Genomic DNA, 24825 nt, shown 5'->3' on the forward strand with positions numbered 1-24825 from the left:
CAAGGGCGCAAGCCACAGGGAAACCAGTGCATCGCAACAGATGAGGGTTACAACTTGATGCTAAGCAAACTCAATGATAATGATTTTGCCAACATATGCTGCTGTTTGATACTCACACTATGATGGCTAATCCAATTGACTAACGTTAACCATTGGGCCGTGTATGCTGCTGCATTTTCAGCCGTTGGCGATGAGACATTCTTTAAATAAGTAAGTTGTTTGTGTTGTTTATTAAAGTCTGCGACTAAATTGATTTGGCTAATCGCAAGCAGCTCATTCGGTGAAGAAAGTGCTTGTTGTGGCACTATCATGCTCCGGCACCCATTTAAGGTATTCGCAATCATTAGCCCAGCAGGATCTAGATCGGTAAAGGCAATCACATTTATGTTCATCGGCTCTATTAAACGTAAAAAGCGCTTTCTTCCTGCGGGTGAATAGTCATGACTGCCACGATACAACACCATGCAACTATCGATGATTGGTTGTAACTCGGGTGTAAATGAATAAGCAAATAGATTGTCAAAACTGTCGAGGTTTTCGACCACAATAAGGTGTGAGAGTTTAAGCTGTTGACATAGCGCGACAGCGGTATCGACTTTTAATCGCAATGCGCTGTGTTGTGCACTCAAAATATGGGGTATTGCATCCCCCATAATGTACCTAGCGAGCTGCGGAGCAAGCTTAATGAGCACATAATCGGCCTCTGGGTTGATATTAGCGTATTTTTCATTGGCGCTTTGCTGCGCCATTTGATCTCTAGGCACATCAAAATCAAGCGATAAAATGTCTAACCCTGAGCCAATCTGCGCCATTTTTCGCAGTAATGCGTAATCTTTACTGGTTAAATACAGGTATTTTTCAGCGCCATCCGGCTCACCGATTTGCCATATCTGATAGAGTTTTTTCCAACTTGCATTAAAAGCCACGCGCGGCAATTGTTGCTTTGCCGCGCGGGCCAATATCTGTAATTGACTCTGGCTTAAGCTAGCCATAACTCAACATCATGAATAATAAAATTACCGTTATACACAGGATCGGGTTTGCCTATTGGTTCTAACTCAAAGTAATTTTTATGCTCATCGGCCAAACCTTCATAGCCACCAATCACTTGGTATAACCAACTTTCGGCATCCCACTGTAATTGTTTTTCGGTTAAATAACTCAATGCTGATTGACGCAAACCAGAATCAATCACCTCACAGAAATATTCATCCACGGCAATTTTGAGTGGGTTTTCAGGAATATCAAAGTCTTCAATGTCGCCCATTTCAAAGGTAACGTTTTGCTCACGTGCAATGTGCGGTAATGCATCACGGCTAATGGCTTTCACTTGTGCCACTATACTCATTAGCTCCAGCTCATGATGTGGGTTACTCACATCAACACTGGCTGGCGCCAACAGGGCCTCAGCACAATTAAATAAACTCGGGATCTGTTTATGACCAACATGATTATCGACTTGATAGTCTGGGTGCATGTCGGTGTGCAGCAACCAGCCTTTGAGTAACCGTGTACGGCCTTGAATTTGCCTAAAGCGGCCTAATAACTCATATAACCTACCCTGCACAATACTCAGCTCTTGAGTACATTGGCTTAGGGTTTCTTGTAGGCTGGTCATTAATAAACGGCGCAGCTCGCGGATGTCACCGGCAATGTCACCCAGCTCACTAAACTGGAACATCTCGAGGCCATTGAGCAAGTCTGACACCTGGCTTTGCGCTAATTCGTTTTCGCGAATTTTGGCACTGATAGTCCCGACATAACCAAACTCGTTATTAATGCGGCCCCATAACACCCTAATCGAATATCGCAGGCTGTCGGTAAAGCTGTAAACGTGTTCGTTTAGGTCCGCTAAATAAGCTTCTGCTGCGCTGTGATCAATATTATGACGCGCCTCTTTATAGTGATCGGCCAGGGTTTTTATGGTGGCTAAAGACGAGCCAACGTTAGAGTCAATTTGGCGATTACGCTCATCGCTTAAGGCCTCTTCAAGCAACGCCCTGACTGAGCGCTTTAAACGCAGCTCTTGGTCTGGCTCTGGTCGCCACAAAATGCCGCTTTTTTTGAGTTTTTCAATCACGCCTGCATCATGGGCGGTGTCGTTTATCGACCCCGCTAAATAAGCATCCATGATCACATCGGCATGCCGCCCGAGTTGTTTGAGCAGCTTTACCCCGGCCTGGTGTAAGTTGCTGCTCATATTAACTCCCTTTGGGTCGCAGTTTCAGCTTGCGCCTCAAGGCTTAGGCCTTCGGTTTCGTCAATAAAACGGATCACTTCATATAGGTAATCAAGCTTGCCGGTGGCGATGTAAATTTGTTTTTCACTATTAGGTTTAGTCAAATAGCCCAGCTCAACTAAGCGCTTAAACACTAGCTTAATTTGGCCATCGACATTGCTGCTGCTGGAGCCAAATAAACGATACTGGCTAAGCTTTGTCAGTTGTTCTCTAAAGGCTGGAGTATCTTCGATTCGAGCTTGTAAATCAGTTAAGCGGATCGGTACACCTTCGCTTAATGGCGCATCTTGGCCGCTGGCCTCTTGCACTAACACTAACCATTCCACCAGCGGTATTAACGCAGAGCATATATCTTTAAACTGCGATGAAATCACTTTGCGCTCGGCATCGCCAAGCTGTAAATAGCCACAAAAGAACACTTCACCTTCACCTGCGCTGGCTAAAGTGCGGTTAATTTGATTTAAGTAAGTTTCTATTCGCTCGCGGGTGCTGTTGTTTTTTAGCGCGCGCCAGCCGTCTTCATTGGTCACTCGGCAAATAAACTCACCACGCAACAACTGTTCGATTAAGGCACTTGTTCCCACTAAGGTTGTTTCATTTGAGTCTGACATTAACTTTGCTCCTTAGCCGTTGTGGGATGAGTAGTTTCAGCATTTCGTTGTGACAGTCGCTCTGCAAGAGGGTTGGTTTTAGGTTTAACCACCTGCAGTTTTTTGGTTTGTTTGTTAATAATGTAGCGGTTAGCAAATAAGTTAAGCACTTCAGATTCTGGGTTCGGGAATGCTCCTAACACGCTAATATTGTTGTTTTCACAGGCATCAAAAATCTTCTTCACGTTGGTGTGATGTAAGGTGCCAAGTTCATCAATAGGCCAATGAATGGTCACATGAGCTTTACCACGCAATAAACGGGTAAATGCTAGTAAGAACTTACATAAAATCAGGTACGCCATACCGTGGCTAGAGGATTCATTTAGCTGGCGGTCGGTGCGGATAATCAAATCGCTGTTGCCCTCTTTTAGGCGCAATTCAATTTCTAATAGTTTGGCGATGCCACCGGTTAATGCCGCGCGGCCAATAATATCTAAGGCACGGCGCATTGAGTTAGTGTAATGCTCGTCTGGTAATTGGCTAAAGCCGTCTGCTTTCCATGCTTTAAAGGCTTTTACAAACACTTCAAGCTCAGGCCAAAACTCGAGTTCACTGATACGTGAGCGAATGCGTACAGCAGATTCAGATACGCCATCGAGGAACAACTCTTCACCCACTTCACGGGTAATGCGCGCACTTTGGCTGGCAATGCGGCGGTCGATGTCGGTTAATACGTCGTAAAACGCAGTTAAGTCGATACCAAAAATACGCCCTTGTTCGCGGATCGCCATTAGTGATTGCGGCACCATCACATTGAGTAATTGCTCAAGCTGTGGCACTAGCTTACGGTAGTCGAGTAGGCGAATGCCCTTATCGTTAACAAAGCTAGACTCGTCACGCGCGCGCTCCCAGAACTCAGCCAAACTTGAGCCCGATTTACTGGCAATAACAGAGTCGAAATGCTCAACATATTGTTTTACCGACCCCATTAAATAGTCACGTTTTAGTAACAAGTCTTCGCCTTGGCGCAGGCGCTCGCCAATGCTACCCATGGCTTCATCGCTATTGGGCGGTAATTTAAGCTCGGCCAATTTACGCATCACAGCACGCAATTTAGTGAGGTTTTCAGATGCTTCAACCTGGGCGGCATCACAAGCTTTGCGCTCAGTTTCGAGGTTGGTGCGCCTTTGTTTTATTTCGGCGGTTTTGGCTGTTAATTGCTGCTCAAGCTCAAGTGTGGCCCGTTTAACGTCTGCCAGTTGTGCTTGCAATTTAGGTTTACGCACTAACCAGGTATGTTGGTACCAATCGTCATAACGTAACACCTCGCTACGGCGTTGTTCTGCCTGACTTATTTTTGCCTCAAGTTCACGAATTTGCTTTTTAAGGGCTAAAATAGTGCCTTCGTCGACACCGCGAGATTTCAGCTCATTTTTGTACCAGGTTTCGCAAGCTTTTTGCTCTGTTTTAGCGTTAGTACGGCGCTGCTCAATATTGGCTTTAATTTGCCCAAGTTGATTGTCGATAGCGCCAACCACTTCTTGCCAGTAAGCATTTTTGTCCATGCGTGCTTCTAGCGCCTGGTCTTTTTGCTCAGCTAGCCACTCAAGATGTTGGTTGTGTAACTGCTTTAATTCGTTATCAAGCTGGACTAAGCGTTTACTTGATTCGGTTTTACGATCAGCAACGGCCTGGTTTATTTTTTGCTGTTCACTGCGTTTTTCATCTAATAAACGGCGTAAATCTTCACGGCTATTTTTGTAAGCGGTGCGGGCAAAGGTGAGTTCGCGGGTGATAGCATCTAATGCTGCATTCATCGCAACGAGCTGATCTTCTGCTTCTGCATGCATTTCTTGGGCGCTTTGTAATGCCTCCTCGGCTTTAGCAAAGCGAATACGCAAATCTTGCTCTGTTGCCGCGTATTCTGGCACATCGATGGCCTTAAGATCTAAATGAACACCAAATAAACTATCGCTACTGTCTTTGGTTAGGCTTGGATGTAAGTCGCTACGGTGCAACAACTCAGGCGCGATAACCTTACCAAATGATTGCTCCCAACCTTGGGCTTCTTTGCGCAAAAACTCCAACAGTGTATGCGACTGCGGGAATAGCATGTGATGCAATTCTTCTTTGGCGTTTTCGCGTTCATTAACACGAATACTGGCCAAACGAAGTGCTTCGTTGGCTTGATCGCGTTTAGCCCGCTGCTTACGCTCTTCGGTAGTTAACCGCTCCACTTTTGCATTGCAGGTTTCTTGCTCTTCGTCGGCGAGGCTGATGCGTTCATCAAAAATCGCCAAACGCATTTTTTCATCTTCGGTGTAACTCACACCATCCACCTGGTGCTTTAGCTCTACCGCCTGTAACTTAAGTTGATATTCTTGTTCACTAAATTTAGCTTTACCTGCATCGGTTTGTTCGCGCCATTGCTGCTCTAATTTAGCTAAATCGTCACTGGCTAGCTCACGCTGTTTATCACGAGCTTCACGTTGAGTGTCTTGTTCGGTATGTAGCGACTCAAGCTCACGGTGAAGTTGCTCGGCAATTTTACTGCGACGAGCGTTAAACGCGGCTTCAATATCTTGGTGTTTTTCAGTTTGCAGTTTGTGGCGTTCATTAAGGTTTTCAACGTCACTGCGCCAGTTTGGCAAATTGTCTAAATCCGCTTTAGCCTGCTCAATGTCGGCATCTAAAAACGCAGCGTGCTGATCTTCTATGGCATCTAACTCATATTCAAATTTGCCAACATCGCCTTTTGCCGCAGACAACTCCTGGTTAAGCTCATCACGAATGTCTTTCCACTCATCGTCAAGTAAACGCAGTTTTAGGTTTAATTCTTTACCTAATGTTTGGTTACGATCTTGGCGCTCGGCTTCTAACGTTTCATCATTGCGGTAGCCGCGCGATAAACTAGACAGGCGTAATTCGGCGCTCAGTAGTTGGTTAAACTCTTGCTCAAGCTTGTCGTATTCTGGACGAATTTGCTCAAAACCTTGCACTAGCTGGCTTTCGCGGATCCAGGTTTCTACTCGCTGAGGATTAAGGCGTGAGGTTGGCGGGTTTACTCCGTCTTCTTCTAAAATGGCGGCGATCATCGATTTGACCGTTTCCATTTTGCCTTCTTTTGAATGCACCGCTTTAGCCAGCTTTTCAATGTGGCGCAGGCTGTGTTCGCCATCACATAACGAGAACTGACGCGCATAAGTGCGTAGCTCGTTTCGATTACTGCCAGTATTAAGTAAACTGCGATCATTTTGAATAATGGCGCGAAACTCACGTGTATTAAGTAAGTTAGTGTGCGCTATGCCTTCGCGTTTTACTTCGCGGCCAAGCTCGGCCATTGAATGGCAAATAATGGTGTCACCATTACGGGATTTAATGTAATCCTCAAGCTCAAAACCACGAGCAATAAAGCGGTAATTGACCCCTTTACCGTCACCCGCTGACGCTAAAACAGCTTGATACAATAAGCCGTCATCTTTTTCATATTCATAAATAATGTAACTAGAATCGTGCGGTAAATACCAACGCTCAAAACTGTCACGAGTTGATGGCACCACACGGCTTGGGTATTCACCATAAAATACCGGCACTAGGCGCTGTAAGGTCGTTTTACCTGATGCATTGGTGCCACAAATGTTGGTATGGCCATTTAATAGTAGTTCGACCACACCTGGCAGGTGAGTATTAATTAATACGATTCTAATCAAGCTTGGCATGATAATCCTTTTCCAAACAGCTCACATTACAGTGAAAAATAAGCGAAATTGTGCTGAGCAACCGAGTCTGTTGATTAAAGTAAAACAAACACAGTCTTGAGGCAATTTTCAGCTAAAAAATTGCCTTGATAATACGCTATTTCAATAAAAAGTGACGCTTAACATTACGCAGATTAAGAGCGATTGCTGTGATAGTGCGCAATTAGCGCGTAAAAATAGGATAGAGAAATCACTTAGTGCGGGGAAAATATAACAAAATGCCGCTCATTGATATGAACGGCATTGATAATAGCAACAGCTATATTAGGTGATTAAGCTGCTTTTACATCTGTTTCTTCTGAGTGTCTGATTAAGTAATCAAACGCCCCAAGAGATGCGGTTGCACCGCTGCCCATGGCGATAATGATTTGCTTGTAAGGTGTGTGTGTCACATCACCTGCAGCAAACACGCCTGGAATTGATGTTTGACCGCGCTCATCAACGATAATCTCGCCGCGAGGTGTCATATCAACCACACCTTTTAACCATTCGGTGTTTGGCACTAAGCCAATTTGCACAAAGATACCGGCTAAGATAACTTCTTTACTTTCGCCGCTAGCACGGTCGGTATAAACCAAACTGCTAACACGAGTACCATCGCCTTTGACTTCGGTAGTTTGCGCTTGAGTAATAATTGTAATATTACCCATTGATTTAGCTTTACGTTGTAACACTTCATCTGCTCGTAACTTGCTGTCAAACTCAAGTACGGTCACATGTTCAACAATGTTTGCTAGGTCAATTGCGGCTTCAATACCTGAGTTACCACCACCAATAACGGCAACACGCTTGCCTTTAAATAATGGGCCGTCACAGTGTGGACAGTACGCAACACCTTTACCGCGATATTCTTTTTCGCCAGGCACGTTCATTTCTCTCCAACGCGCACCGGTTGCCAACAATACTGTTTTACTGCTTAAGGTTGCACCGCTTTCTAACGTCACATCAAATAGACCATTTTTTGTTAGGCTTAATGCGCGCTGGTTAGGCATGATATCGACATCGTAATCACGTACGTGAGCTTCTAAATTGGCGACCAATTTAGGGCCTTCTGTTTTAGACACAGAGATAAAGTTTTCAATACCGACGGTTTCTGCCACTTGGCCACCAAACTTATCGGCAACAATACCTGTGTTTAAGCCCTTACGAGCCGAGTAAATCGCTGCGGCTGCGCCCGCTGGGCCGCCACCAACCACTAGCACATCAAATGCTGACTTTTGATTTAATAGCTCAGCTTGTCTGCCAGCGGCATTTTTGTCTAACTTATTCAGTACTTCAACAACGCTTATGGCGCCAACAGAGAAGGCTTCGCCGTTCAAAAATACTGATGGTACTGACATGATATTGCGTTCGGTGACTTCTTCTTGGAAAAGTGCACCGTCAATCATCACGTTAGTAATATTGGGGTTAATTGCTGCCATCATATTCAGTGCCTGGATCACTTCAGGACAGGTTTGGCAACTTAATGACACATAGGTTTCAAAGTGAAACTCACCTGGTAATTGGCGGATTTGTTCAATCACTTGCGCATCCAATTTCAACGGGTGTCCGCCGCTGTGTAATAATGCAAGTACAAGTGAAGTAAATTCATGACCCATTGGTAAACCGGCAAACGTAATGTTGCTGCCATTTTGTGGGTTAATTACACTCATACTGGGTGTGCGCTTACCTTGCTGGTAAGTCACCGACACCAAGTCAGATGAATCAACAATATCTTGCGCTAAACTGGTTAACTCTTTTGCTTTGCTTGAGTCATCTGCAGACACGACAAGTTCAACTGGGCGCTTGAGGTTTTGCAGATAGGTTTTCAGTTGATTTTTTACATTCGCATCTAACATAACAACTCCTAAAAAATGAAGATTTAAATAATGTGGAAAGTGTTAGTCGGCGCCGGGGGAGCACCGACTAACTGGAGATGATATTACTAACCTAAGGGTGAACTTAGCTGGTTAGATTTTACCTACTAGGTCAATTGAAGGAGCTAGTGTTGCTTCACCTGGTTGCCATTTAGCTGGACATACTTCACCGTCATGGCTTGCAACGTATTGTGCTGCTTGAATTTTACGAACAAGTTCTGATGCGCTACGGCCAATACCTAGGTCGTGAATTTCAGCAACTTTGATTTCGCCTTCTGGGTTAATCACAAATGTACCACGAAGTGCTAAACCATCTTCTTCGATCATTACGCCAAAGTTGCGAGTGATAGTACCTGTTGGGTCACCAATCATTGGGTAAGTGATTTTACCGATAGTTTCTGAGCTTGCATGCCACGCTTTGTGAGTGAAGTGGGTGTCAGTTGACACTGAATATACTTCAACGCCCATTGACTGAAGTTTTTCATAGTTGTCAGCCATGTCACCTAATTCGGTAGGACATACGAAAGTAAAGTCAGCTGGGTAGAAAAACACTACCGACCACTTACCAAGTAAATCTTGCTCGGTCACTTCAACGAATGAACCGTTGTGAAATGCAGTTGCTTTAAATGGCTTGATAGTGCTGTTAATGATAGATTGTGTCATGTCATGCTCCATTGGATTAAGATTCACGTTAACCCGACAACCTTGTGGTGTCGGAGATGATGAACAAGCTGCTCGTCATCTGATGTGAATCATAATAGCGATGGAGTTGGATTAAGTATAACGGATAAAAGCTATCACCTTAATCGGTTTTTTATATTGAACTTATTGTTAATGAATAAAGCTGTACATGACGATTTCAATATCGCCGCGCTATTCCCACACACCAAAGCGGGTTAACACCCGACTAATATTAGTATCGAGTTTTTGCGAGAGGTGTTGTAAGGCCTGTTTATTGTTAGCCTGGCCAAAAGTATTGCTGCCATTTGTGGCATAAATCACCCAATTCCCCCCACCCGTTAAACAAGCATACACGTGAGTAAAATGACTATATAACGTGTCACGCAGATGACGATCACGGCTATGCTCTTTCCAGCAATTGAGCACCAAAAAACCATCAGCTTTTATTAACTGTTTACTTTGATTAATAAATAAATCCGTTAACTGCTGTTTATCGACCCCTTTATTACTGTAAATATCAGCAAAAATCACATCGACTTTTTTATGTTCAGCTTGCGCTAAAAAGAGGTTAGCGTCTTGATTGATTAAGGTTAGCTTTTTACTTAAGGGTAACTGAAAAAATTTTTTAGCTACCTCAATAACACGTTGACGTAATTCTACTGCGGTAATTTTAATGGCGGCATCCACATGGCGAAGCGAGTGAACCAAAGCGCCGCCCCCTAACCCTAAAATAATCACACTTTTAGGCTGAGTGAATAACAACACAGACAACATAGCCTGCACATAAGTGTGTTGAGGAACAAAGGGCTGGGATTTATCGAGTTTACTTTGCTCATCATTATCGCCAAACGATAACACACGATAATTGCCATCATCGAGTACACAAAAATCACCAAAACTATCACTGTCGACATGCAATACTTTATACTCGGACATACTTCACTCAATGGCAGGCTTGGCTTTATGTTTAGCCAGCAATAAAAACGTATTGTAACCCAGGTTAGTACCACAAGCCCGTTTATAGGCTTGATTTTTACTTGCAGGAAACCGAGATGTTTAATCAGTTGTTAATGTGTTTTGTTTATTTGGCTGTTTTTATCTTTGCTCAACGTCAAATGAGCCACTGGATCCGCCAGCAGGCAAAGAAAAAACAAGTTAATGAAGTGCGCAGTAGGATGGTGATCCGACTTATTTCATACTTTATGTTTTTTGTGACCTTATCGATCATGGCTGTTTCGCTGGGGCTGGGATACCAAGAAGTGTCCCTTTTTGTTTCGTCTGCTTTTGCCGTGTTGGGTGTAGCCTTGTTTGCACAATGGTCAATATTGAGCAACATAACCGCTGGCGTACTGATCTTTTTTGTGTTCCCTTATCGCATAGGTGACCGCATTCGTATTGTTGAAAAAGATGAGGATATGTCAGGGGTGATAGTCGAAATATCACTGTTTCATATTTTGATTAAACGCGGTTCAGGCGATGTGATGACCTACCCTAATAGCTTATTGCTGCAAAAAGCGGTGATTAAACTCCCTAATGATAAAGAAATCCCCCCAAAAACGACCACACGACGAGTGATCCCCAAACGTAAATAAACCAAAGACACTAAAAAGGCGCCTAAGCGCCTTTTGAATTTATGCCATTGCCGCCGTTGACATTAGTTCAGCAAGCGATGAAAAAACGCCACAGCCTGTAAATACATTTGTAACGCTAATGCGGCGTCATAACGCTCACCTTCGTCACGCATAAAGGCATGCTGGGCATTGACCTCTAACCAGGTAAAGTTAGCATTCACTTGCTCAAGTTGTTGGTAAATAAGTTTACGGCCTTCTTTACTCACGTGTGGGTCTTGCTTACCAAACACCATCACCAACTCACCTTTTATATCACCTGAACGGGTCAGAGAGTCATTACCCGCCTGGCAGGGTAAAGTATTAGAATGAATGTCGGTTGGATATAAACAAAACGCACCACTGATGTCTGGATTTAATGCGGCGCGATAAGCCAAATGGCCCCCTATACACACTCCCATTGCGCCCACTTTATCTGAGCAAAAGGGCTGCGAACGGGCAAAGTCGACTAACGCTTGAGTATCTGTGTCATGCTGCTCTAGTGGTTTGGCCCATTTGTCTGCATTGCCTTTGTCTTTACCAGCATCATCGTAAGCCAGCACGGTTCCAATGGGGTTTAACTCATGAAACACCTCTGGCACCAACACCACAAAACCATGACCGGCAAGAATAGCCGCTGAGCGAGCTATGGGTGCCGTTTGCTGAAATATTTCTGAGTAAAAAATAATCGTCGCAAATTGGCCTTTGATATCAGGGCGATACAAGGTTGTGCGCATTACGCCCGTGGGGGTTACTATGTCGTGCACTTCTGTTTTAGTTATCATAGTGTTTTATTGTCACTCTTAAAAAAGCCATTGGCTAATTAAAACAATTCGTTACCACAAACCTGACCAGACATTAACTTACTCACGTTAGTGAGTGTGGTTGTGGCAATAGCATTAAGTGCCTCGTCAGTTAAAAATGCCTGATGACCAGTAAAAATCACATTATGGCATGCTGATAAACGGCGAAACACATCATCTTGAATAATTTCACTCGATTTATCTTCAAAGAAAAGTCCTTTCTCATTTTCGTATACATCAAGCCCGAGTGAGCCAATATGGCCTTCTTTTAAGGCTTCCATTGCATCAAATGCGTTAAGTAAACCACCACGACTGGTATTAATGACCATCACTCCTGGTTTCATTTTATTAAATGAGGTTTGATTGAGTAAGTGATGGTTATCTTTAGTTAATGGGCAATGCAAACTAATGATGTCACATTGCGGATATAAGGTATCTAAATCAACATACTCAACCCCAAGATCGAGCACGGCTTGATTTGGGTATGGGTCAAATGCAATCACTTTACAGCCAAAGCCCAGTAAAATTTTAATCGTGGCAACGCCAATTTTACCCGTGCCGATTATCCCAACCGTTTTGCCAAACATGTTAAAACCCACTAAGCCAGACAAGGCAAAGTTTGCATCACGAGTGCGCTGGTAGGCTTTATGGATTTTACGATTTAAGGTTAGCATTAATGCGACTGAGTGCTCTGCAACTGACTCAGGTGAGTAAGCAGGTACATTAACCACTTGCATGCCCAAACGCTCTGCAGCAATAAGGTCAACATTGTTGAACCCTGCACAGCGCATGGCAATAATTTTAGTTCCGCCTTTAGCAAGCTCAACTAATACTTCTTCGCATAATGAATCATTAACGAATGCGCAAACCACTTCATAACCTTCTGCTAGTTTGACGTTTTGCATACATAAGCGGTAGTCAAAGTATTCTATATCAACATTAAATTGTTGATTAGTACGATTGAAATGCACAATGTCGTATGGCTTAGCACTAAAAAATCCAATTCTCATAAGTATCCAATATTATCAGTCGTGGATAGTTGGTTTAAATCCAACAAATTAATGTAATTGTATGTGAATTGATGGTTCTTGTCGTCAGTATCACATAGTACAAACACCAATTTGTGATCCATCTGACGTTGCATTTTTCACTCAACTGAAGGTGTCGTGCTAAGTAAAAGCAGGATACGAGCAAAGGGTAAAATTGGTTGGTGCATCACTGTTTATATTAGCCTTACTTGATAATATGGATCTATTTTTAACCAAGACTATAACCAATGAAAAACAAACAAAATATGCCCGTGTCAGAAGGACGATTTTGGATAGAGCGGATCAGCAAAACCTCGCTAAGAGCAATCCATATTGTGGGTGTAGTCGGTAGTGGCGGCGGGATTATGTTTGATCTTGATTTATCACTGTGGTTTAACTACTGGCTTGCCGCAATTTGTTCTGGTGTGTTGTTGATGAGTTGGGAAATCATTCGTGACTGGCGTTGGCTTATCCAATTAAAAGGCATATTAACGCTATTAAAGATCATCTTATTAGGATTATTTATTCAAATTAGTCAGTGTAAATCTGAATTAGTCATCTTTATTATTTTATTATCTGTTATTGTATCTCATGGGCCTGCTGGGTTACGCCATTACTCAATTGTGCACCGTAAAGTGATTCAAAGTCGTAAAGAAATTAAAGGTTAACCAAAAGGACATGGGATGTTCCCTTACCCAGAACAATATCGTATTGCACTTCCACCAATGACAACGGCTGTAATGGTGATTTGGGCTATTTTAAGCCATGCCATTTTTGCTGATGCCAGTCCATTTGCATTATACCCGCTCTTTTTATTATTCCCTTTCGCCATTGGTGCGCATTTATACCTCATTTTATTGTCAAAAGGCATGCAGCGTCTCGACCAATGTTTTTATGCCTTAGTGCATATTCCATTAGCATTTGTGGTGTGGACATTTACGATAATGCACGTGAATGGACATGCATTTTCTTAAATCAACCTGAAACATTTTTATCGATAAGCAACACTTGCACATCGTGATGGCTAACGGTATCGTTGCCGCCCATTGCAACAAGCATCTGTAGCATTTGACTTCATGTTTAAACTACACATTACGCCTTGACGAGACCCAAAAATGGCAGACTTTATTTACAACCCACCCACCACGCCTTGGCTAAACATACTTCATGAAGATAAAGACATTATTGTTATCGATAAGCCGTCTGGGCTATTGTCGGTACCGGGAAGAGAAGCGATTTATCACGACAGCGTATATTCCCGTGTTTTAGCCGCGCACCCTAACGCTCAAATTGTTCATCGGTTGGATATGGCCACATCAGGTATTATTGTGATTGCACTTCGCCGCAGTGCAGAGCGCGAGTTAAAACGGCAATTTCGCGATCGCCAAACCAGTAAAACCTATTATGCGCGAGTCGCTGGGCATATGAGTAAACAAATCACCCAGGTTGATTTGCCTCTTATTTGTGATTGGCCAAACCGACCTAAACAAAAAGTCGACCATAACGTCGGTAAACCGTCGACAACCTTGGTTGATGTGATTAGCTATGGGGCCAAATCAACTCTGGTAAAACTAACCCCAATCACAGGAAGGTCGCATCAGTTGCGAGTGCACATGATGGCGCTTGGCCACCCAATATTAGGTGATGGTTTTTATGCTGATCCACTGGCAAAAAGTTTATCGCCAAGATTATTATTACATGCTGCGGCGCTGAGTATTACTCACCCTTACACTGAACAAAAAATGCATTTCACTTCACCTGCAGAATTTATCGAGCCGACAGCAATCCAATAACTTGGATCGGTAAAGTAAACATTATTAATTTCATTTATAATTTTACTGGCTATTATGCAATGAAAGTCGTAAATTTATGCCCAATTATTGATCTGATAGGCTCAGCATTGTGGATAGCTCATTTCAACGCGACGATTTAGACAACCAAATTCTTACGGCACTCATGCAAGACGCTCGCACACCATTTGCTGAGCTTGCAAAACGCTTTAATGTGAGCGCAGGTACAATACACGTGCGCGTTGAAAAAATGAAACAGGCAGGCATTATTACGGGGGCACAAATCACTGTTAATCCAAAAGCTTTGGGTTATGATGTATGTTGCTTCATTGGTATTAATTTAAAAAGTGCGGGTGATTACCCAGCAGCAATCGCAAAGTTAAATGCCTTAGAAGAAGTGGTAGAAGCCTATTATACCACCGGAAATTACTCTGTTTTTGTAAAGGTAATGTGCCAATCTATCGATGGTTTACAGCATGTATTGATAAATCGTATTCAATCGATTGATGAAATCCAATCAACTGAAACACTTATAAGCTTACAAAACCCTATTGTACGGGCGGTTAAGCCTTAACATATCATCACTTCTCCTTGGATATCCCCAGTCACGCCAACCGTTAACATTTAATTGCCTTTTTATTAATTAATGGTGTGACTTTTGTTAATTAATTGTGATACAAATGCATTAATGCATCATAGAATGCAGCATAACATTGATTAAACTATAAACATCATCACTTAATAATCATCGTGTTAGAGCGATCCACCTCAAATTAAGTGGTGTCTAATAACAAGGAAGAAGTTGTGAAGACAAAACTAGCCATCGCCATATCTGCAGCGCTTGTATCTAGCGCTACACTATCTGCAGTGCCATTCAAAGCCTTAAGCACAGAATTAGCAGAAGCCCCTAACAATAAATCATTTTCCCAAGAACAACAGGAAAAGAAATTTAACGCCATTGAAAATGTTGCTACCAAAAGCGGTATGAGAAACCAGTTTGACAAACAACTCGGTAAAACCACTTTCCAATGGGCTGGCAATAACCAAGTCAAGCCCAATCTAAGTGCCATAAAACCTGATCAACAAACTGCCTATGCTGCTGATTTTTATCTTTCCAAATTAACGGGTTTATCATCTGCTAAAAGCAATATTGCTCAAGCAGTTTTAGCTCAAACTCATGATATGGGCCGTGGTCCGATTATCGCTAAATATAAACAAGCTATTGCTGGTGTAGAAGTATTTAATCGTGAATATAATATTATGATGGATCGAGAGTTAAATCTCGTTGCTTCCTCTGGTTATTTCACTTCAACAAACAGCGCTAAATCCATATCTTCTAGTTTCAAGAATGTAGACACAGCATTTGGTGACGCTTCAAATTCGGTTCGAGCTGCATTTAAAGCTATGGGGGGTAATAGTCAGACAATCACTCTTGCAGCTAAGCCTTCTAATGGGCAGTTTGAAACATATAATGTTACTAATACTGATAATGATAAAGTGTTGGTGGGTGAACCTCGCGCTAAAAAAGTCTTTTTTGAACATAAAAACAAGATTGTGGCAGCTCACTATGTTGAAATTGAAACAGGTTCATTAGATACCCGCGATTCAGAATATTACAGTTATGTTATTTCCGCCGAAAATGGCGAAATTCTGTTTAAGCAGAACTTAACTAGCCATGCGGCAGATTTCGATTACCGTATTTACGCTGATGCTGACGGCAAACCTTGGGATAGTCCACACGGTAATGTTATGCCAGCACCAGAAGGCAGCGATGTTGACGCTTATCTAACCGCACCTTACTTAGAGGCACCATTAGTAGGTTTAAGCTATGGACCAATCAGTACTATGGACCCTTGGTTAACTGATGATGCAACTACAACTTCAGGTAACAATGTGAATGCCTATGTTGATGCTGTAGCACCTCAAGGCTTCACTAATGGAGATTACCAGGCCGAAACCACCAGCGCTAACGCATTTGATTATGTATACAATGTTAACGAGCCTGAGTATTCAATAAACAACCGCAAAGCCGCTATTGTCAACTTGTTCTACATGAACAACTACTTACACAATGATTATTATGATCATGGTTTTGATGAAGCTGCAGGTAATGCCCAAGCAGTAAACTATGATCGTGGTGGTGTTGAAGGCGATCCGTTAAATGTAGAAGTTCAAGACAACTCTGGATTTAATAACGCTAACATGTCAACTCCTGCTGATGGTGCCTCTCCGCGCATGCAAATGTATTTATGGGAAACCACTCAAGCTGAAAATGGCGTTGATTATGGTTTAACTATCACTTCACATGCGGCAATCGGTTTACTAGACGTTGTGCAATTTGCAAGTTTTGGTGCTGATGTTTATGAGATTTCAGGCGATTTAGTTCGTATTGAAGATGGTACTGATCCAATCAGAGATGGCTGTGAAACGGCTGTGAATGGCACTGATATTACAGGTAAAATTGCCGTTATCGATCGCGGCGCATGTAACTTCACTCAAAAAGTAAAAAATGCGCAAGATGCTGGCGCATTGGCGGTGATTATTGCCAACAACACTGATGATGGCACCCCTGCACCAATGGGCGGAGCTGACGATACCGTCACAATTCCAAGCATGGGTATTAACTTTAGTGATGGCGCTGCTATTTATGCGCTTTTAGACGCAAATGAAACTGTGTCTATTGAAATGTTTAAAAATGACCTAACGCGTAACTTTAAAGACAGTTCTTGGGATAACGCCATTGTTGCCCATGAATGGGGCCACTACATCAGTAACCGTTTAGTCGGTAATGGTTCAGGTTTAAGCAGTAATCAAGCACGCTCTATGGGTGAAGGTTTTGGTGACTTCCACGCACTATTATTTGGCTCAGATGCTGCAGATAACTTAGTAACAGGTAACGAAGATTATGCTGGTGGTTACGGTGATACCACTTATGTAGCCAGCTTTGTAACAGGTATACGTGAGTTCCCATATTCAACCAATATGGACATTAACCCATCGACCTTTGCTTATGTAGAGAGAAATCCACAAGTGCATGGTTCAGGTTCTGTCTATGCCGCAATGTTGTGGGATTCATTTATCGGTTTAGTTAACGATGAACGTCATACTTTCGACGAAGCTAAGAGCTTGATGAAAGACTACTTAGTTGCCGGTTATAAAATGATGCCTATGGCACCAACCTTTACTGAAGGTCGTGATGCACTGCTTGCTGCTGCTTATGCAAATGATGTTGAAGACTATAAGGTTATTCTTGCCGCATTCGCTCGCCGCGGAATGGGCTTAGGCGCCCAATCACCGAGTCGTTTCTCAACTGACCATGCTGGTGTTATAGAGTCATTTGAAACAGAACTTTCTGCGTATTCAGTAACAGCGCATGATTTGAATGCAAACTACGAAGGCTTAATGTCAGGTTTCTGCTCGAAAGATAATATTATCGATAAAGGCGAAACTGGCACAGTAAGCTTTACTGTTCAAAACAATGGTAGTGAAGCATTAAGCGGTTTAACTGGACAAGTTGTTGTTGAAAGCAACCACGATGTGACATTCGCTAACGATGGCGCTGTGAGCTTTGATAATTTAGCTCTATTTAGTAGTGCTACAAGCGCACCTATTGAATTTACCTTAAATGATGCAGGTACTGGTGATGAACTAGTCCTTAAATTTGTACCTGATGAAATGGATGGAATTGAAGGCAATGAGTACATGCTTTCAACTACTGTTAACGTCGACTTTGAAGAGCGTGAATTAGTCGGTACGACTCAATATGAAGACCTAAACACCCTTTCTAGACTCAAAGACTTTACTGAGAATGTCATGGCTGGCGGCGATATGGCCAACGGCACCTTTGGCTTAGATCAGTGGGATGAGTCTGATGGACTTATTTCTGCAACGGGCAATAGCTTCATATCAGATGTATCTTATGAAACTCGCGCAACAACAGTTGGTTTTGCAGGCGATTATACCATCAGCTTTTGGCATTTATATAACCTAGAAACAGGTTTTGATGGTGCAGTCGTTGAAGTCAGCATCAATGGTGGTGAATGGGTTGATGTAATCGAAGCTGGTGGCACATTTGAAGGCGATGGCTATACAGATACAGGCCTAGACGATACTGAAGCAGCAATTGCTGAACGAGCCACATTCTCTGGCGTAAACTATGGTATGGAAACGATAAACTTCGGTGAAACCTTAAATGGTAACCAAGTACAATTTAGATTCCGCGTTGCCACTGACTCAGCAGTGGTACCAGATCCTGTATTTGGATTCCCGGCTGGTTGGTATATTGACGACATTACTTTCACTAACACTCAAACAAGCATTTTCTCTAATGTAGTAGCTGGAAACACTTACGCATGTGAAAATCGTTTGCCACATGTATCTATTGTATCTAGTGCATCTGAAGTCAAAGAAGGCGAAGCTGTAAGCCTTACCGCTACTGCTATTGATGCAAATGCTACTGACACATTGACCTACATGTGGGTACAAACAGCAGGGACTACTGCAACATTAACAGGTGCTGATTCAGCTGAGTTAAACTTTACTGCACCATTAATTACTTCAGGCTCTGAAACACTAGAGTTTACATTAACCGTTAATGATGGGTCAGAAGATGTTATGACGTCTGTTGCCATAACCGTAAGTGATATCCCTGCACCAGTTGTAGTTGAACCACCTAAGAAATCATCGGGCGGTGCTTTAGGGTGGTTAGGTTTATTGCTACTACCTATTACAGCACTTCGTCGCCGTAAGTAATCACTTAGCAAGCAAAATTAAATGCCACAGCTGATGCTGTGGCATTTTTATTATTAATTTATAGAATTTTCTAATAAATTAGTTGATTACTTGCCGGTGTGTAATCAATTTCTAACTCTACTACACTAAATGCTGAAGAGTCAGAAAATGATTTGTACCAATAATACAAATCTAGCTCGCCTGATTGACTCAATAATCTATATGTATCAACAGCAATTTGATACACCTTAAAATCGTTAGTCAACTCCAACTCACTAGGCAAGTCATTAGTAACAACCACAATTGAGCCTTTCACTTTGCCATAACGATTAATATCCATATTATAAACAGTTTGATTAGCCTTTAAGACTTTACTTTGAGTTGTGAATTTCTGCTGATTCAATTGAATCGTATATTTGGACTGGACATTTTTAGACATTCTTTTTATCGTTTGACTATGATCTTTTACGCCTTTGGCCTTAACTATTAATGCATCTTCAGATGATGCTGCCACAACTTGAGATTCATTTGGGATAGTTTGTATTTCAGACTGTCTTGATTGCTCAAGACTACACCCGCTAAGTGTCATAAATGTAATTAAAAAAATGCTGGATTTCATACAATTCCTTTTATGTTAATCATGATGATACAACTTATATAACTCTAACATACACAAGGAATAAATTAATGAAACTAATTAACGATGTACATTAAGCCGATCTATACTGAACCGTAGCTATTGTTTAAATGACATGCAGGTTAACAATAATGCCATCTCTTAAACTAAAAATCGTCAGGTGGAACAAATAGCTCTTGGTGATACGCAACACTTATCATAAATTGCAAACCAAAAAGCCCCGTTCGATTAAGAACAGAGCTTTAACGTTCTGCTACCAGTGGCCGGACTCGAACCGGCACGCTTTTAAGGGCGTGGCATCTTTTGTAATAAGCGGATCCCGTCACGGGTTCAACATCCGTTCATCGCTTAGCTCTTAGCTCTTAACTTTTAACTAATAGTTTTTTAGCTTATAAAACAAAAAATCAGCACATAGGCTGATTTAAAGTTTTGGTACCAGTGGCCGGACTCGAACCGGCACGCTTTTAAGGGCGCGGCATCTTTTGTAATAAGCGAATCCCGTCTCGGGTTCAACATCCCTTCATCGCTTAGCTCTTAGCTCTTAAAACGAAAAAACCGACTTGAGAGTCGGTTTTAAAGTTTTGGTACCAGCGGCCGGACTCGAACCGGCATGCTTTTAAGGGCGCGGCATCTTTTGTAATAAGCGAATCCCGTCTCGGGTTCAACATCCCTTTATCGCTTAGCTTTTAGCTTTAACTAATAGTTTTTTAGCTTATAAAACAAAAAATCAGCACATAGGCTGATTTAAAGTTTTGGTACCAGTGGCCGGACTCGAACCGGCACGCTTTTAAGGGCGTGGCATCTTTTGTAATAAGCGGATCCCGTCTCGGGTTCAACATCCCTTCATCGCTTAGCTCTTAGCTCTTAAAACGAAAAAACCGACTTGAGAGTCGGTTTTAAAGTTTTGGTACCAGCGGCCGGACTCGAACCGGCATGCTTTTAAGGGCGCGGCATCTTTTGTAATAAGCGAATCCCGTCTCGGGTTCAACATCCCTTCAGCTCTTAGCTCTTAGCTCTTAAAACAAAAAAACCGACTTGAGAGTCGGTTTTTTTGTTTTGGTACCAGTGGCCGGACTCGAACCGGCACGCTTTTAAGGGCGCGGGATTTTGAATCCCGTGTGTCTACCAATTTCACCACACTGGCACAACATTACTCAATTGTATTTGTCTCAATTAAGTGTGGGCGATTATACCTTTGCTTTAAATAATGGCAAGGGGTTTACCCATTATTTTCTATAAAAATCACCTGATTGCTCAAAACTCACCCGTGCCCCTAATCGATACACACTAGGTATAATGTGAGCCATCTATCAAAAACACATTATCGATAACCCTTAAGTTCTGATAATTGATCGAGATCATTATCTTAAGTCGCTTTTGCCATTAGCATGAACATGACTTCACAATTTAAGAGGATAAGGAACATGGCATTTTGGTTAGATTTAATGTTTGGTAACCCTATAGGCTTACTCTCAATGATTGTCATTTTCAGTACATTTGGGATTATTTCTTATCTACTGTGGATGTTTGTTGTGAAGTCTGCCCCGGTTAAGTAACTCGCTTAATCGGCTAGGTTATTTTACTGCTTATTATTTAATTCTTCCTTGCGAAAGATACAATTAGGGGGCTTTTTAGCCCCCATTTTTTTGTACTTTTAGGATATGCTGCAACGTTATGCTGCGTGCTTTCTGCTCTGAACAAGTCCATTAATAAAATGAGGTCTAGTTTTTATAAGATAGCTCATCTCTTCAGCACTGGGCTCTCCAGCTGGCAAACGTAGCACATCGCGGTTCAGATAAATTCGCGCCTGCATTGAAATTTTGTAGTCTGCCGTTGGTCCCTGTATTGCATAGTGACGCTCGTTTCCCAACATTTCTAAAATATTAGTATCGACTAGGTTTTTTACAGCAAGCTCATTTTGTGGCAGTGTCAAAATAGTTTGACCTTGCAAAAAAAACTCGCGCAATAACGCCCTTTCAGCGGGATCAAGCAACTTTACTTTTGCTTCAATGGTTTCTACGGTTCGTTTTTTTCGTAACTGAATGATTGCTTCATCGACCACAAAAGCAAATAACTGACTGAGAAAATAAGCAACACCAATAATTAACCCTAGGCCAATAAACTGACCATAATCATTGACAAGATGAGCCAACGCCAGACTAGCTAACACATCCTTCGGGGCAAATAGCAAAGCCGCACAGGTTACAACGCCCCATGCCATTACACTCACGATAACACGTTTGCCGTTCAGTAAATTCATCGTACCTATATTCATTTTCATCATAGCCTACTCGCAGTGTCAGATTTTTGAACCTAATCAACTTAAAGCAAAAATAATGCCAATAAAACATAAAGCAAAAATAATGCCAATAAAACATAAAGGTTATCTTTGAAGATTTACAAATTAAAACAAAGACTAAATTGAAATAGAGTGGAAAAAGTTAACAATGCCCATGCAATCATCGACGTTTTCCCTACTGTTAATGAAGACGATGAGCTTAGCTGATAACGCTAAACCTATGTCAAATAACCAAGTGCGTTACTTCATAAAAGCGATTACAAAAGTAGTTCTTACAAGGTTATTTAGCCGCTAACTTAGTTAATACGCGGCTCACAGCAACAAACGCAAAAGTACCAGTTACCATGGTAATGGCGCCAAAGCCAGATGCACAATCCATACGCATACTGCCTTCGGCCGTGGCCTTTGTATTACACACACTGCCATCGGCTTGCGGGTAAACCAAATGCTGGCTTGAAAACACCGCATCCACAGCAAAGCGACGTTGAACATTTTTACTAAAATTGTATTCTTTACGCAGTATATTGCGCACTTTAGCCAGTAAAGGATCTTGGACGGTTTTAGCCAAGTCGGTCACCTGAATTAACGTCGGATCAGTTTGCCCCCCCGCACCACCGATCGTCACCAGCGGAATTTTATTGCGTTTACACCAAGCGATTAAACCTGCTTTTTGCTTAACAGCATCAATACAGTCAACCACATAATCAATCGTGCCCCCTTGCGATACAGGGACAAAATATTGACTTAAGTTATCTAAGGTTACAAAGTCTTCGACTTCATTGACAATGCATTCAGGGTTAATTTCAAGGATCCGTTTAGCCATCACCTCGACTTTTGACTGGCCAATGGTAGAGGTGAGCGCATGAATTTGACGGTTAGTGTTTGTCACACAAATATCATCTAAATCGATTAGGGTAATTTGGCCTATACCACTACGTGCTAATGCTTCTGCAACCCAGGTGCCTACCCCGCCAATCCCGACAACCACAACATGTGCTTGTGAGAAAGTCGTCAGCGCGGCTTGGCCATATAAACGCCCCACACCAGCAAAACGATGAGTATAAGATTCAGACAACATTGATTACGCCTCAATTAACCGCTTATTTTCGAGGGCGATTCTAGCCGATTTAGCTTCAAAGCTAAACGTTTGTTGAATAAAAACGACCTGCTGACGTCTATGCTCTATTTTATGATGTTAATTATGTTTACCGAATCCTGATGTGTTCAAATATTGTGCGTCATAGACTAAGGTCTAGTGATCCAACGCCTTAATATGTTCAACAATTAAATTAACATGCGCTAAACTAAGCCATTATCGCCTTTTGTTGTTGTGCGCTAGCCTATCTCAAAAGAAATAGGAACATCCCAAAAGAGGTATATACGCACAAATATGTGGCATTAATTGATAAATTTCCGCCGTTGTCACAGATTTCTGCACAAATTATCAAGTAGGACCAGTTTATTTGATCTAGCCCACACTATGGTGGTGCTAAAATCTGCAAAACTCTGCACCAGATTGTTACAGAATAGTATCTGCAACGACTTCACTAACTACAACCATGAAAAATGGAATATAGAACATAACGTTCTAGGGAGCATGAAAGATGAAAAAGACCTTAATCTCTGCATCAGTAGCCTCAGTACTTACACTAGTTTCTTTTGCTACACTTGCTGAAGGCCCAAGTTTCTATGGTCGTTTAGATTTATCAGTAACCAGCTCTGATGAAGGCTCAACGACGCAAAATGGTAAGGAAGGAACTGTATTAGAAAACAACTTTTCTAACCTAGGTGTAAAAGGTAGTGAGAAAATCAGCGACGGTGTTGAGCTTCTTTACCAAATGGAATTCCAGGTAGAAAACACGACTCAAGGTGATGATGCATTCAAAGCACGTAACACTTTCCTTGGTCTAAAAAGCAATGCAGGTACGGTGCTTGTAGGTCGTAACGATACTGTATTTAAACAATCTGAAGGTGGTATCGACTTATTCGGTAACTTCAACGCCGATATCGACCGTTTAATTGGTGGTCAAGATCGTAAAGCAGATGGTATTTGGTACCACTCTCCAACGATTGGCGGTTTATTAACATTAAATGCAACGTATTTAATGGATGATAACTACGAAGGTTCTGATGAAGACCAATATGCATTAAGCGCCACATTAGGTGACAAAGGCCTTAAAGCTCACAACTACTACCTAGCAGCAGCATATAACACTATTGGTGGTATTGACGCTTACCGTGGTGTTGCTCAAGTTAAATTAGGTGACTTCAAAGTCGGTGGCTTGTATCAAAACACCGAAAGCCAAACAACTGATAAAGAAGGTGATTCTTTCTTTGTAAACGTATCTTATGACTTAAACGGCGTAAACTTAAAAGCTGAATACGGTCAAGATGACGCAGGTTTTGGTAAGTACTATTCAAACATTTCAAGTGACACAGGTACTGATATTAACGTAACCAATATTACAGTGGGTGCTGACTATCGCATTTCAAAATCAACATTAGTTTATGGCCACTATGCAATGTATGAAGGTGACCACACTGTAAATGGTGCAAAAATTGATTTAGAAGATGATAACGTATTCACTGTTGGTGCACGTTACGACTTCTAATCGTTTAATGCCAGTCAATACTGGCACTTAACATGATCAAAAATGCCAGTCTACACAGACTGGCATTTTATACCAATTCCACTAATTATCTGGTCATTCAGCGGGAATTCTGTGCCTTCTAGGCAAGTAATAGGATTGTAGGCATAGTTGCTCTACGTCAAAATACTATTAAGCAGCATAGAAGGCACAGAAAC

Annotated in this window: 20 protein-coding genes and 1 tRNA gene; 8 read left to right on the forward strand and 13 right to left on the reverse strand. The window is 42.1% G+C overall.

Features of this window, described 5'->3' with window-relative positions:
- Positions 1-47: 47 nt before the first annotated feature.
- The 7 genes from IEW93_RS06980 to IEW93_RS07010 all read right to left on the reverse strand — a co-directional run bounded on the left by IEW93_RS06980 (position 48) and on the right by IEW93_RS07010 (position 10060).
- Entirely contained in the window at positions 48-992 is a 945-nt protein-coding gene (locus IEW93_RS06980; protein WP_188738337.1) for a DUF7281 domain-containing protein, read from the reverse strand.
- A complete protein-coding gene (locus tag IEW93_RS06985; RefSeq protein ID WP_188738339.1) occupies positions 980-2200 on the reverse strand; it encodes a phosphoenolpyruvate carboxylase in 1221 nt (406 codons plus the stop codon). Before IEW93_RS06985 ends, IEW93_RS06980 begins: the two co-directional genes overlap by 13 nt.
- Positions 2197-2850: a condensin complex protein MksE gene (locus IEW93_RS06990; protein WP_188738341.1), complete on the reverse strand. Its 654-nt coding sequence runs from the start codon at positions 2848-2850 to the stop codon at positions 2197-2199. The genes IEW93_RS06985 and IEW93_RS06990 overlap by 4 nt, the downstream gene beginning before the upstream one ends.
- Positions 2850-6548 carry an ATP-binding protein gene (locus IEW93_RS06995; protein ID WP_188738343.1) on the reverse strand — a complete coding sequence of 1233 codons (3699 nt, stop codon included), beginning with the start codon at positions 6546-6548 and terminating at the stop codon, positions 2850-2852. The genes IEW93_RS06990 and IEW93_RS06995 overlap by 1 nt, the downstream gene beginning before the upstream one ends.
- Before the next feature lie 311 nt (positions 6549-6859).
- Positions 6860-8425 (reverse strand): alkyl hydroperoxide reductase subunit F, encoded by a 1566-nt coding sequence (gene ahpF, locus IEW93_RS07000; RefSeq protein ID WP_188738345.1) that lies wholly within the window; start codon positions 8423-8425, stop codon positions 6860-6862.
- Between the two features lie 111 nt (positions 8426-8536).
- A complete protein-coding gene (ahpC, locus tag IEW93_RS07005; RefSeq protein ID WP_188738347.1) occupies positions 8537-9106 on the reverse strand; it encodes an alkyl hydroperoxide reductase subunit C in 570 nt (189 codons plus the stop codon).
- Positions 9107-9316: 210 nt separating this feature from the next.
- Positions 9317-10060, reverse strand: a complete 744-nt coding sequence (locus tag IEW93_RS07010) for a spermidine synthase (protein ID WP_188738348.1) — start codon at positions 10058-10060, stop codon at positions 9317-9319.
- A gap of 116 nt (positions 10061-10176) precedes the next feature.
- Between IEW93_RS07010 and IEW93_RS07015 the strand changes: the two genes are divergently transcribed.
- On the forward strand, positions 10177-10716 hold the full coding sequence (locus IEW93_RS07015; protein ID WP_188738351.1) for a mechanosensitive ion channel domain-containing protein: 540 nt from the start codon (positions 10177-10179) through the stop codon (positions 10714-10716).
- Positions 10717-10778: 62 nt separating this feature from the next.
- On the opposite strand, the gene IEW93_RS07020 is transcribed toward IEW93_RS07015, so the two are convergent.
- Together IEW93_RS07020 and IEW93_RS07025 are read right to left on the reverse strand one after the other, a co-directional pair.
- Positions 10779-11516, reverse strand: a complete 738-nt coding sequence (locus tag IEW93_RS07020) for a dienelactone hydrolase family protein (protein ID WP_188738353.1) — start codon at positions 11514-11516, stop codon at positions 10779-10781.
- A gap of 38 nt (positions 11517-11554) precedes the next feature.
- The gene (locus IEW93_RS07025) at positions 11555-12544 is read right to left on the reverse strand and encodes a 2-hydroxyacid dehydrogenase (protein WP_188738355.1); all 990 of its coding nucleotides are present in this window, start codon (positions 12542-12544) and stop codon (positions 11555-11557) included.
- A 266-nt stretch (positions 12545-12810) separates the two neighbouring features.
- On the opposite strand from IEW93_RS07025, the gene IEW93_RS07030 reads away from it, so the two are divergent.
- The 5 genes from IEW93_RS07030 to IEW93_RS07050 all read left to right on the forward strand — a co-directional run bounded on the left by IEW93_RS07030 (position 12811) and on the right by IEW93_RS07050 (position 19104).
- Positions 12811-13230, forward strand: coding sequence for a hypothetical protein (locus IEW93_RS07030; RefSeq protein WP_188738377.1), 420 nt, complete (start codon positions 12811-12813; stop codon positions 13228-13230).
- 15 nt (positions 13231-13245) lie between these two features.
- Positions 13246-13536 (forward strand): hypothetical protein, encoded by a 291-nt coding sequence (locus IEW93_RS07035; protein ID WP_188738379.1) that lies wholly within the window; start codon positions 13246-13248, stop codon positions 13534-13536.
- Positions 13537-13677: 141 nt separating this feature from the next.
- Positions 13678-14355 (forward strand): bifunctional tRNA pseudouridine(32) synthase/23S rRNA pseudouridine(746) synthase RluA, encoded by a 678-nt coding sequence (gene rluA / locus IEW93_RS07040; protein ID WP_188738381.1) that lies wholly within the window; start codon positions 13678-13680, stop codon positions 14353-14355.
- Between the two features lie 109 nt (positions 14356-14464).
- Positions 14465-14926, forward strand: coding sequence for a transcriptional regulator AsnC (asnC, locus tag IEW93_RS07045; RefSeq protein ID WP_188738383.1), 462 nt, complete (start codon positions 14465-14467; stop codon positions 14924-14926).
- 230 nt (positions 14927-15156) lie between these two features.
- Entirely contained in the window at positions 15157-19104 is a 3948-nt protein-coding gene (locus tag IEW93_RS07050) for a rhombosortase-dependent M36 family metallopeptidase (protein WP_188738385.1), read from the forward strand.
- Between the two features lie 70 nt (positions 19105-19174).
- Here IEW93_RS07050 and IEW93_RS07055 read toward each other — a convergent pair whose 3' ends face one another.
- Both IEW93_RS07055 and IEW93_RS07060 read right to left on the reverse strand, forming a co-directional pair.
- On the reverse strand, positions 19175-19702 hold the full coding sequence (locus IEW93_RS07055) for a hypothetical protein (protein ID WP_188738387.1): 528 nt from the start codon (positions 19700-19702) through the stop codon (positions 19175-19177).
- A 1075-nt stretch (positions 19703-20777) separates the two neighbouring features.
- A tRNA-Leu gene (locus IEW93_RS07060) sits at positions 20778-20864 on the reverse strand.
- Between the two features lie 280 nt (positions 20865-21144).
- Between IEW93_RS07060 and IEW93_RS07065 the strand changes: the two genes are divergently transcribed.
- Entirely contained in the window at positions 21145-21276 is a 132-nt protein-coding gene (locus IEW93_RS07065) for a DUF3149 domain-containing protein (RefSeq protein WP_188738389.1), read from the forward strand.
- Between the two features lie 116 nt (positions 21277-21392).
- Here IEW93_RS07065 and IEW93_RS07070 read toward each other — a convergent pair whose 3' ends face one another.
- Complete coding sequence (locus IEW93_RS07070; protein WP_188738390.1) at positions 21393-22004, reverse strand: superinfection exclusion B family protein; 612 nt, start codon at positions 22002-22004, stop codon at positions 21393-21395.
- A 295-nt stretch (positions 22005-22299) separates the two neighbouring features.
- Positions 22300-23097 (reverse strand): tRNA cyclic N6-threonylcarbamoyladenosine(37) synthase TcdA, encoded by a 798-nt coding sequence (gene tcdA / locus IEW93_RS07075; protein ID WP_373284889.1) that lies wholly within the window; start codon positions 23095-23097, stop codon positions 22300-22302.
- Between the two features lie 526 nt (positions 23098-23623).
- Here tcdA and IEW93_RS07080 point away from each other — a divergent pair.
- Positions 23624-24631: a porin gene (locus tag IEW93_RS07080; RefSeq protein WP_188738392.1), complete on the forward strand. Its 1008-nt coding sequence runs from the start codon at positions 23624-23626 to the stop codon at positions 24629-24631.
- The last annotated feature ends 194 nt before the right edge of the window (positions 24632-24825 follow it).

It is taken from the genome of Shewanella inventionis, assembly GCF_014641855.1.
Classification (GTDB): Bacteria; Pseudomonadota; Gammaproteobacteria; order Enterobacterales; family Shewanellaceae; genus Shewanella; species Shewanella inventionis.

What these genes read in the sequence shown, in the direction of transcription:
- IEW93_RS06980 (WP_188738337.1), bottom strand. Translation starts at nt 992, where the DNA reads ATGGCTAGCTTAAGCCAGAGTCAATTACAGATATTGGCCCGCGCGGCA.
- IEW93_RS06985 (WP_188738339.1), bottom strand. Translation starts at nt 2,200, where the DNA reads ATGAGCAGCAACTTACACCAGGCCGGGGTAAAGCTGCTCAAACAACTC.
- IEW93_RS06990 (WP_188738341.1), bottom strand. Translation starts at nt 2,850, where the DNA reads ATGTCAGACTCAAATGAAACAACCTTAGTGGGAACAAGTGCCTTAATC.
- IEW93_RS06995 (WP_188738343.1), bottom strand. Translation starts at nt 6,548, where the DNA reads ATGCCAAGCTTGATTAGAATCGTATTAATTAATACTCACCTGCCAGGT.
- ahpF (WP_188738345.1), bottom strand. Translation starts at nt 8,425, where the DNA reads ATGTTAGATGCGAATGTAAAAAATCAACTGAAAACCTATCTGCAAAAC.
- ahpC (WP_188738347.1), bottom strand. Translation starts at nt 9,106, where the DNA reads ATGACACAATCTATCATTAACAGCACTATCAAGCCATTTAAAGCAACT.
- IEW93_RS07010 (WP_188738348.1), bottom strand. Translation starts at nt 10,060, where the DNA reads ATGTCCGAGTATAAAGTATTGCATGTCGACAGTGATAGTTTTGGTGAT.
- IEW93_RS07015 (WP_188738351.1), top strand. Translation starts at nt 10,177, where the DNA reads ATGTTTAATCAGTTGTTAATGTGTTTTGTTTATTTGGCTGTTTTTATC.
- IEW93_RS07020 (WP_188738353.1), bottom strand. Translation starts at nt 11,516, where the DNA reads ATGATAACTAAAACAGAAGTGCACGACATAGTAACCCCCACGGGCGTA.
- IEW93_RS07025 (WP_188738355.1), bottom strand. Translation starts at nt 12,544, where the DNA reads ATGAGAATTGGATTTTTTAGTGCTAAGCCATACGACATTGTGCATTTC.
- IEW93_RS07030 (WP_188738377.1), top strand. Translation starts at nt 12,811, where the DNA reads ATGAAAAACAAACAAAATATGCCCGTGTCAGAAGGACGATTTTGGATA.
- IEW93_RS07035 (WP_188738379.1), top strand. Translation starts at nt 13,246, where the DNA reads ATGTTCCCTTACCCAGAACAATATCGTATTGCACTTCCACCAATGACA.
- rluA (WP_188738381.1), top strand. Translation starts at nt 13,678, where the DNA reads ATGGCAGACTTTATTTACAACCCACCCACCACGCCTTGGCTAAACATA.
- IEW93_RS07055 (WP_188738387.1), bottom strand. Translation starts at nt 19,702, where the DNA reads ATGAAATCCAGCATTTTTTTAATTACATTTATGACACTTAGCGGGTGT.
- IEW93_RS07065 (WP_188738389.1), top strand. Translation starts at nt 21,145, where the DNA reads ATGGCATTTTGGTTAGATTTAATGTTTGGTAACCCTATAGGCTTACTC.
- IEW93_RS07070 (WP_188738390.1), bottom strand. Translation starts at nt 22,004, where the DNA reads ATGATGAAAATGAATATAGGTACGATGAATTTACTGAACGGCAAACGT.
- tcdA (WP_373284889.1), bottom strand. Translation starts at nt 23,097, where the DNA reads ATGTTGTCTGAATCTTATACTCATCGTTTTGCTGGTGTGGGGCGTTTA.
- IEW93_RS07080 (WP_188738392.1), top strand. Translation starts at nt 23,624, where the DNA reads ATGAAAAAGACCTTAATCTCTGCATCAGTAGCCTCAGTACTTACACTA.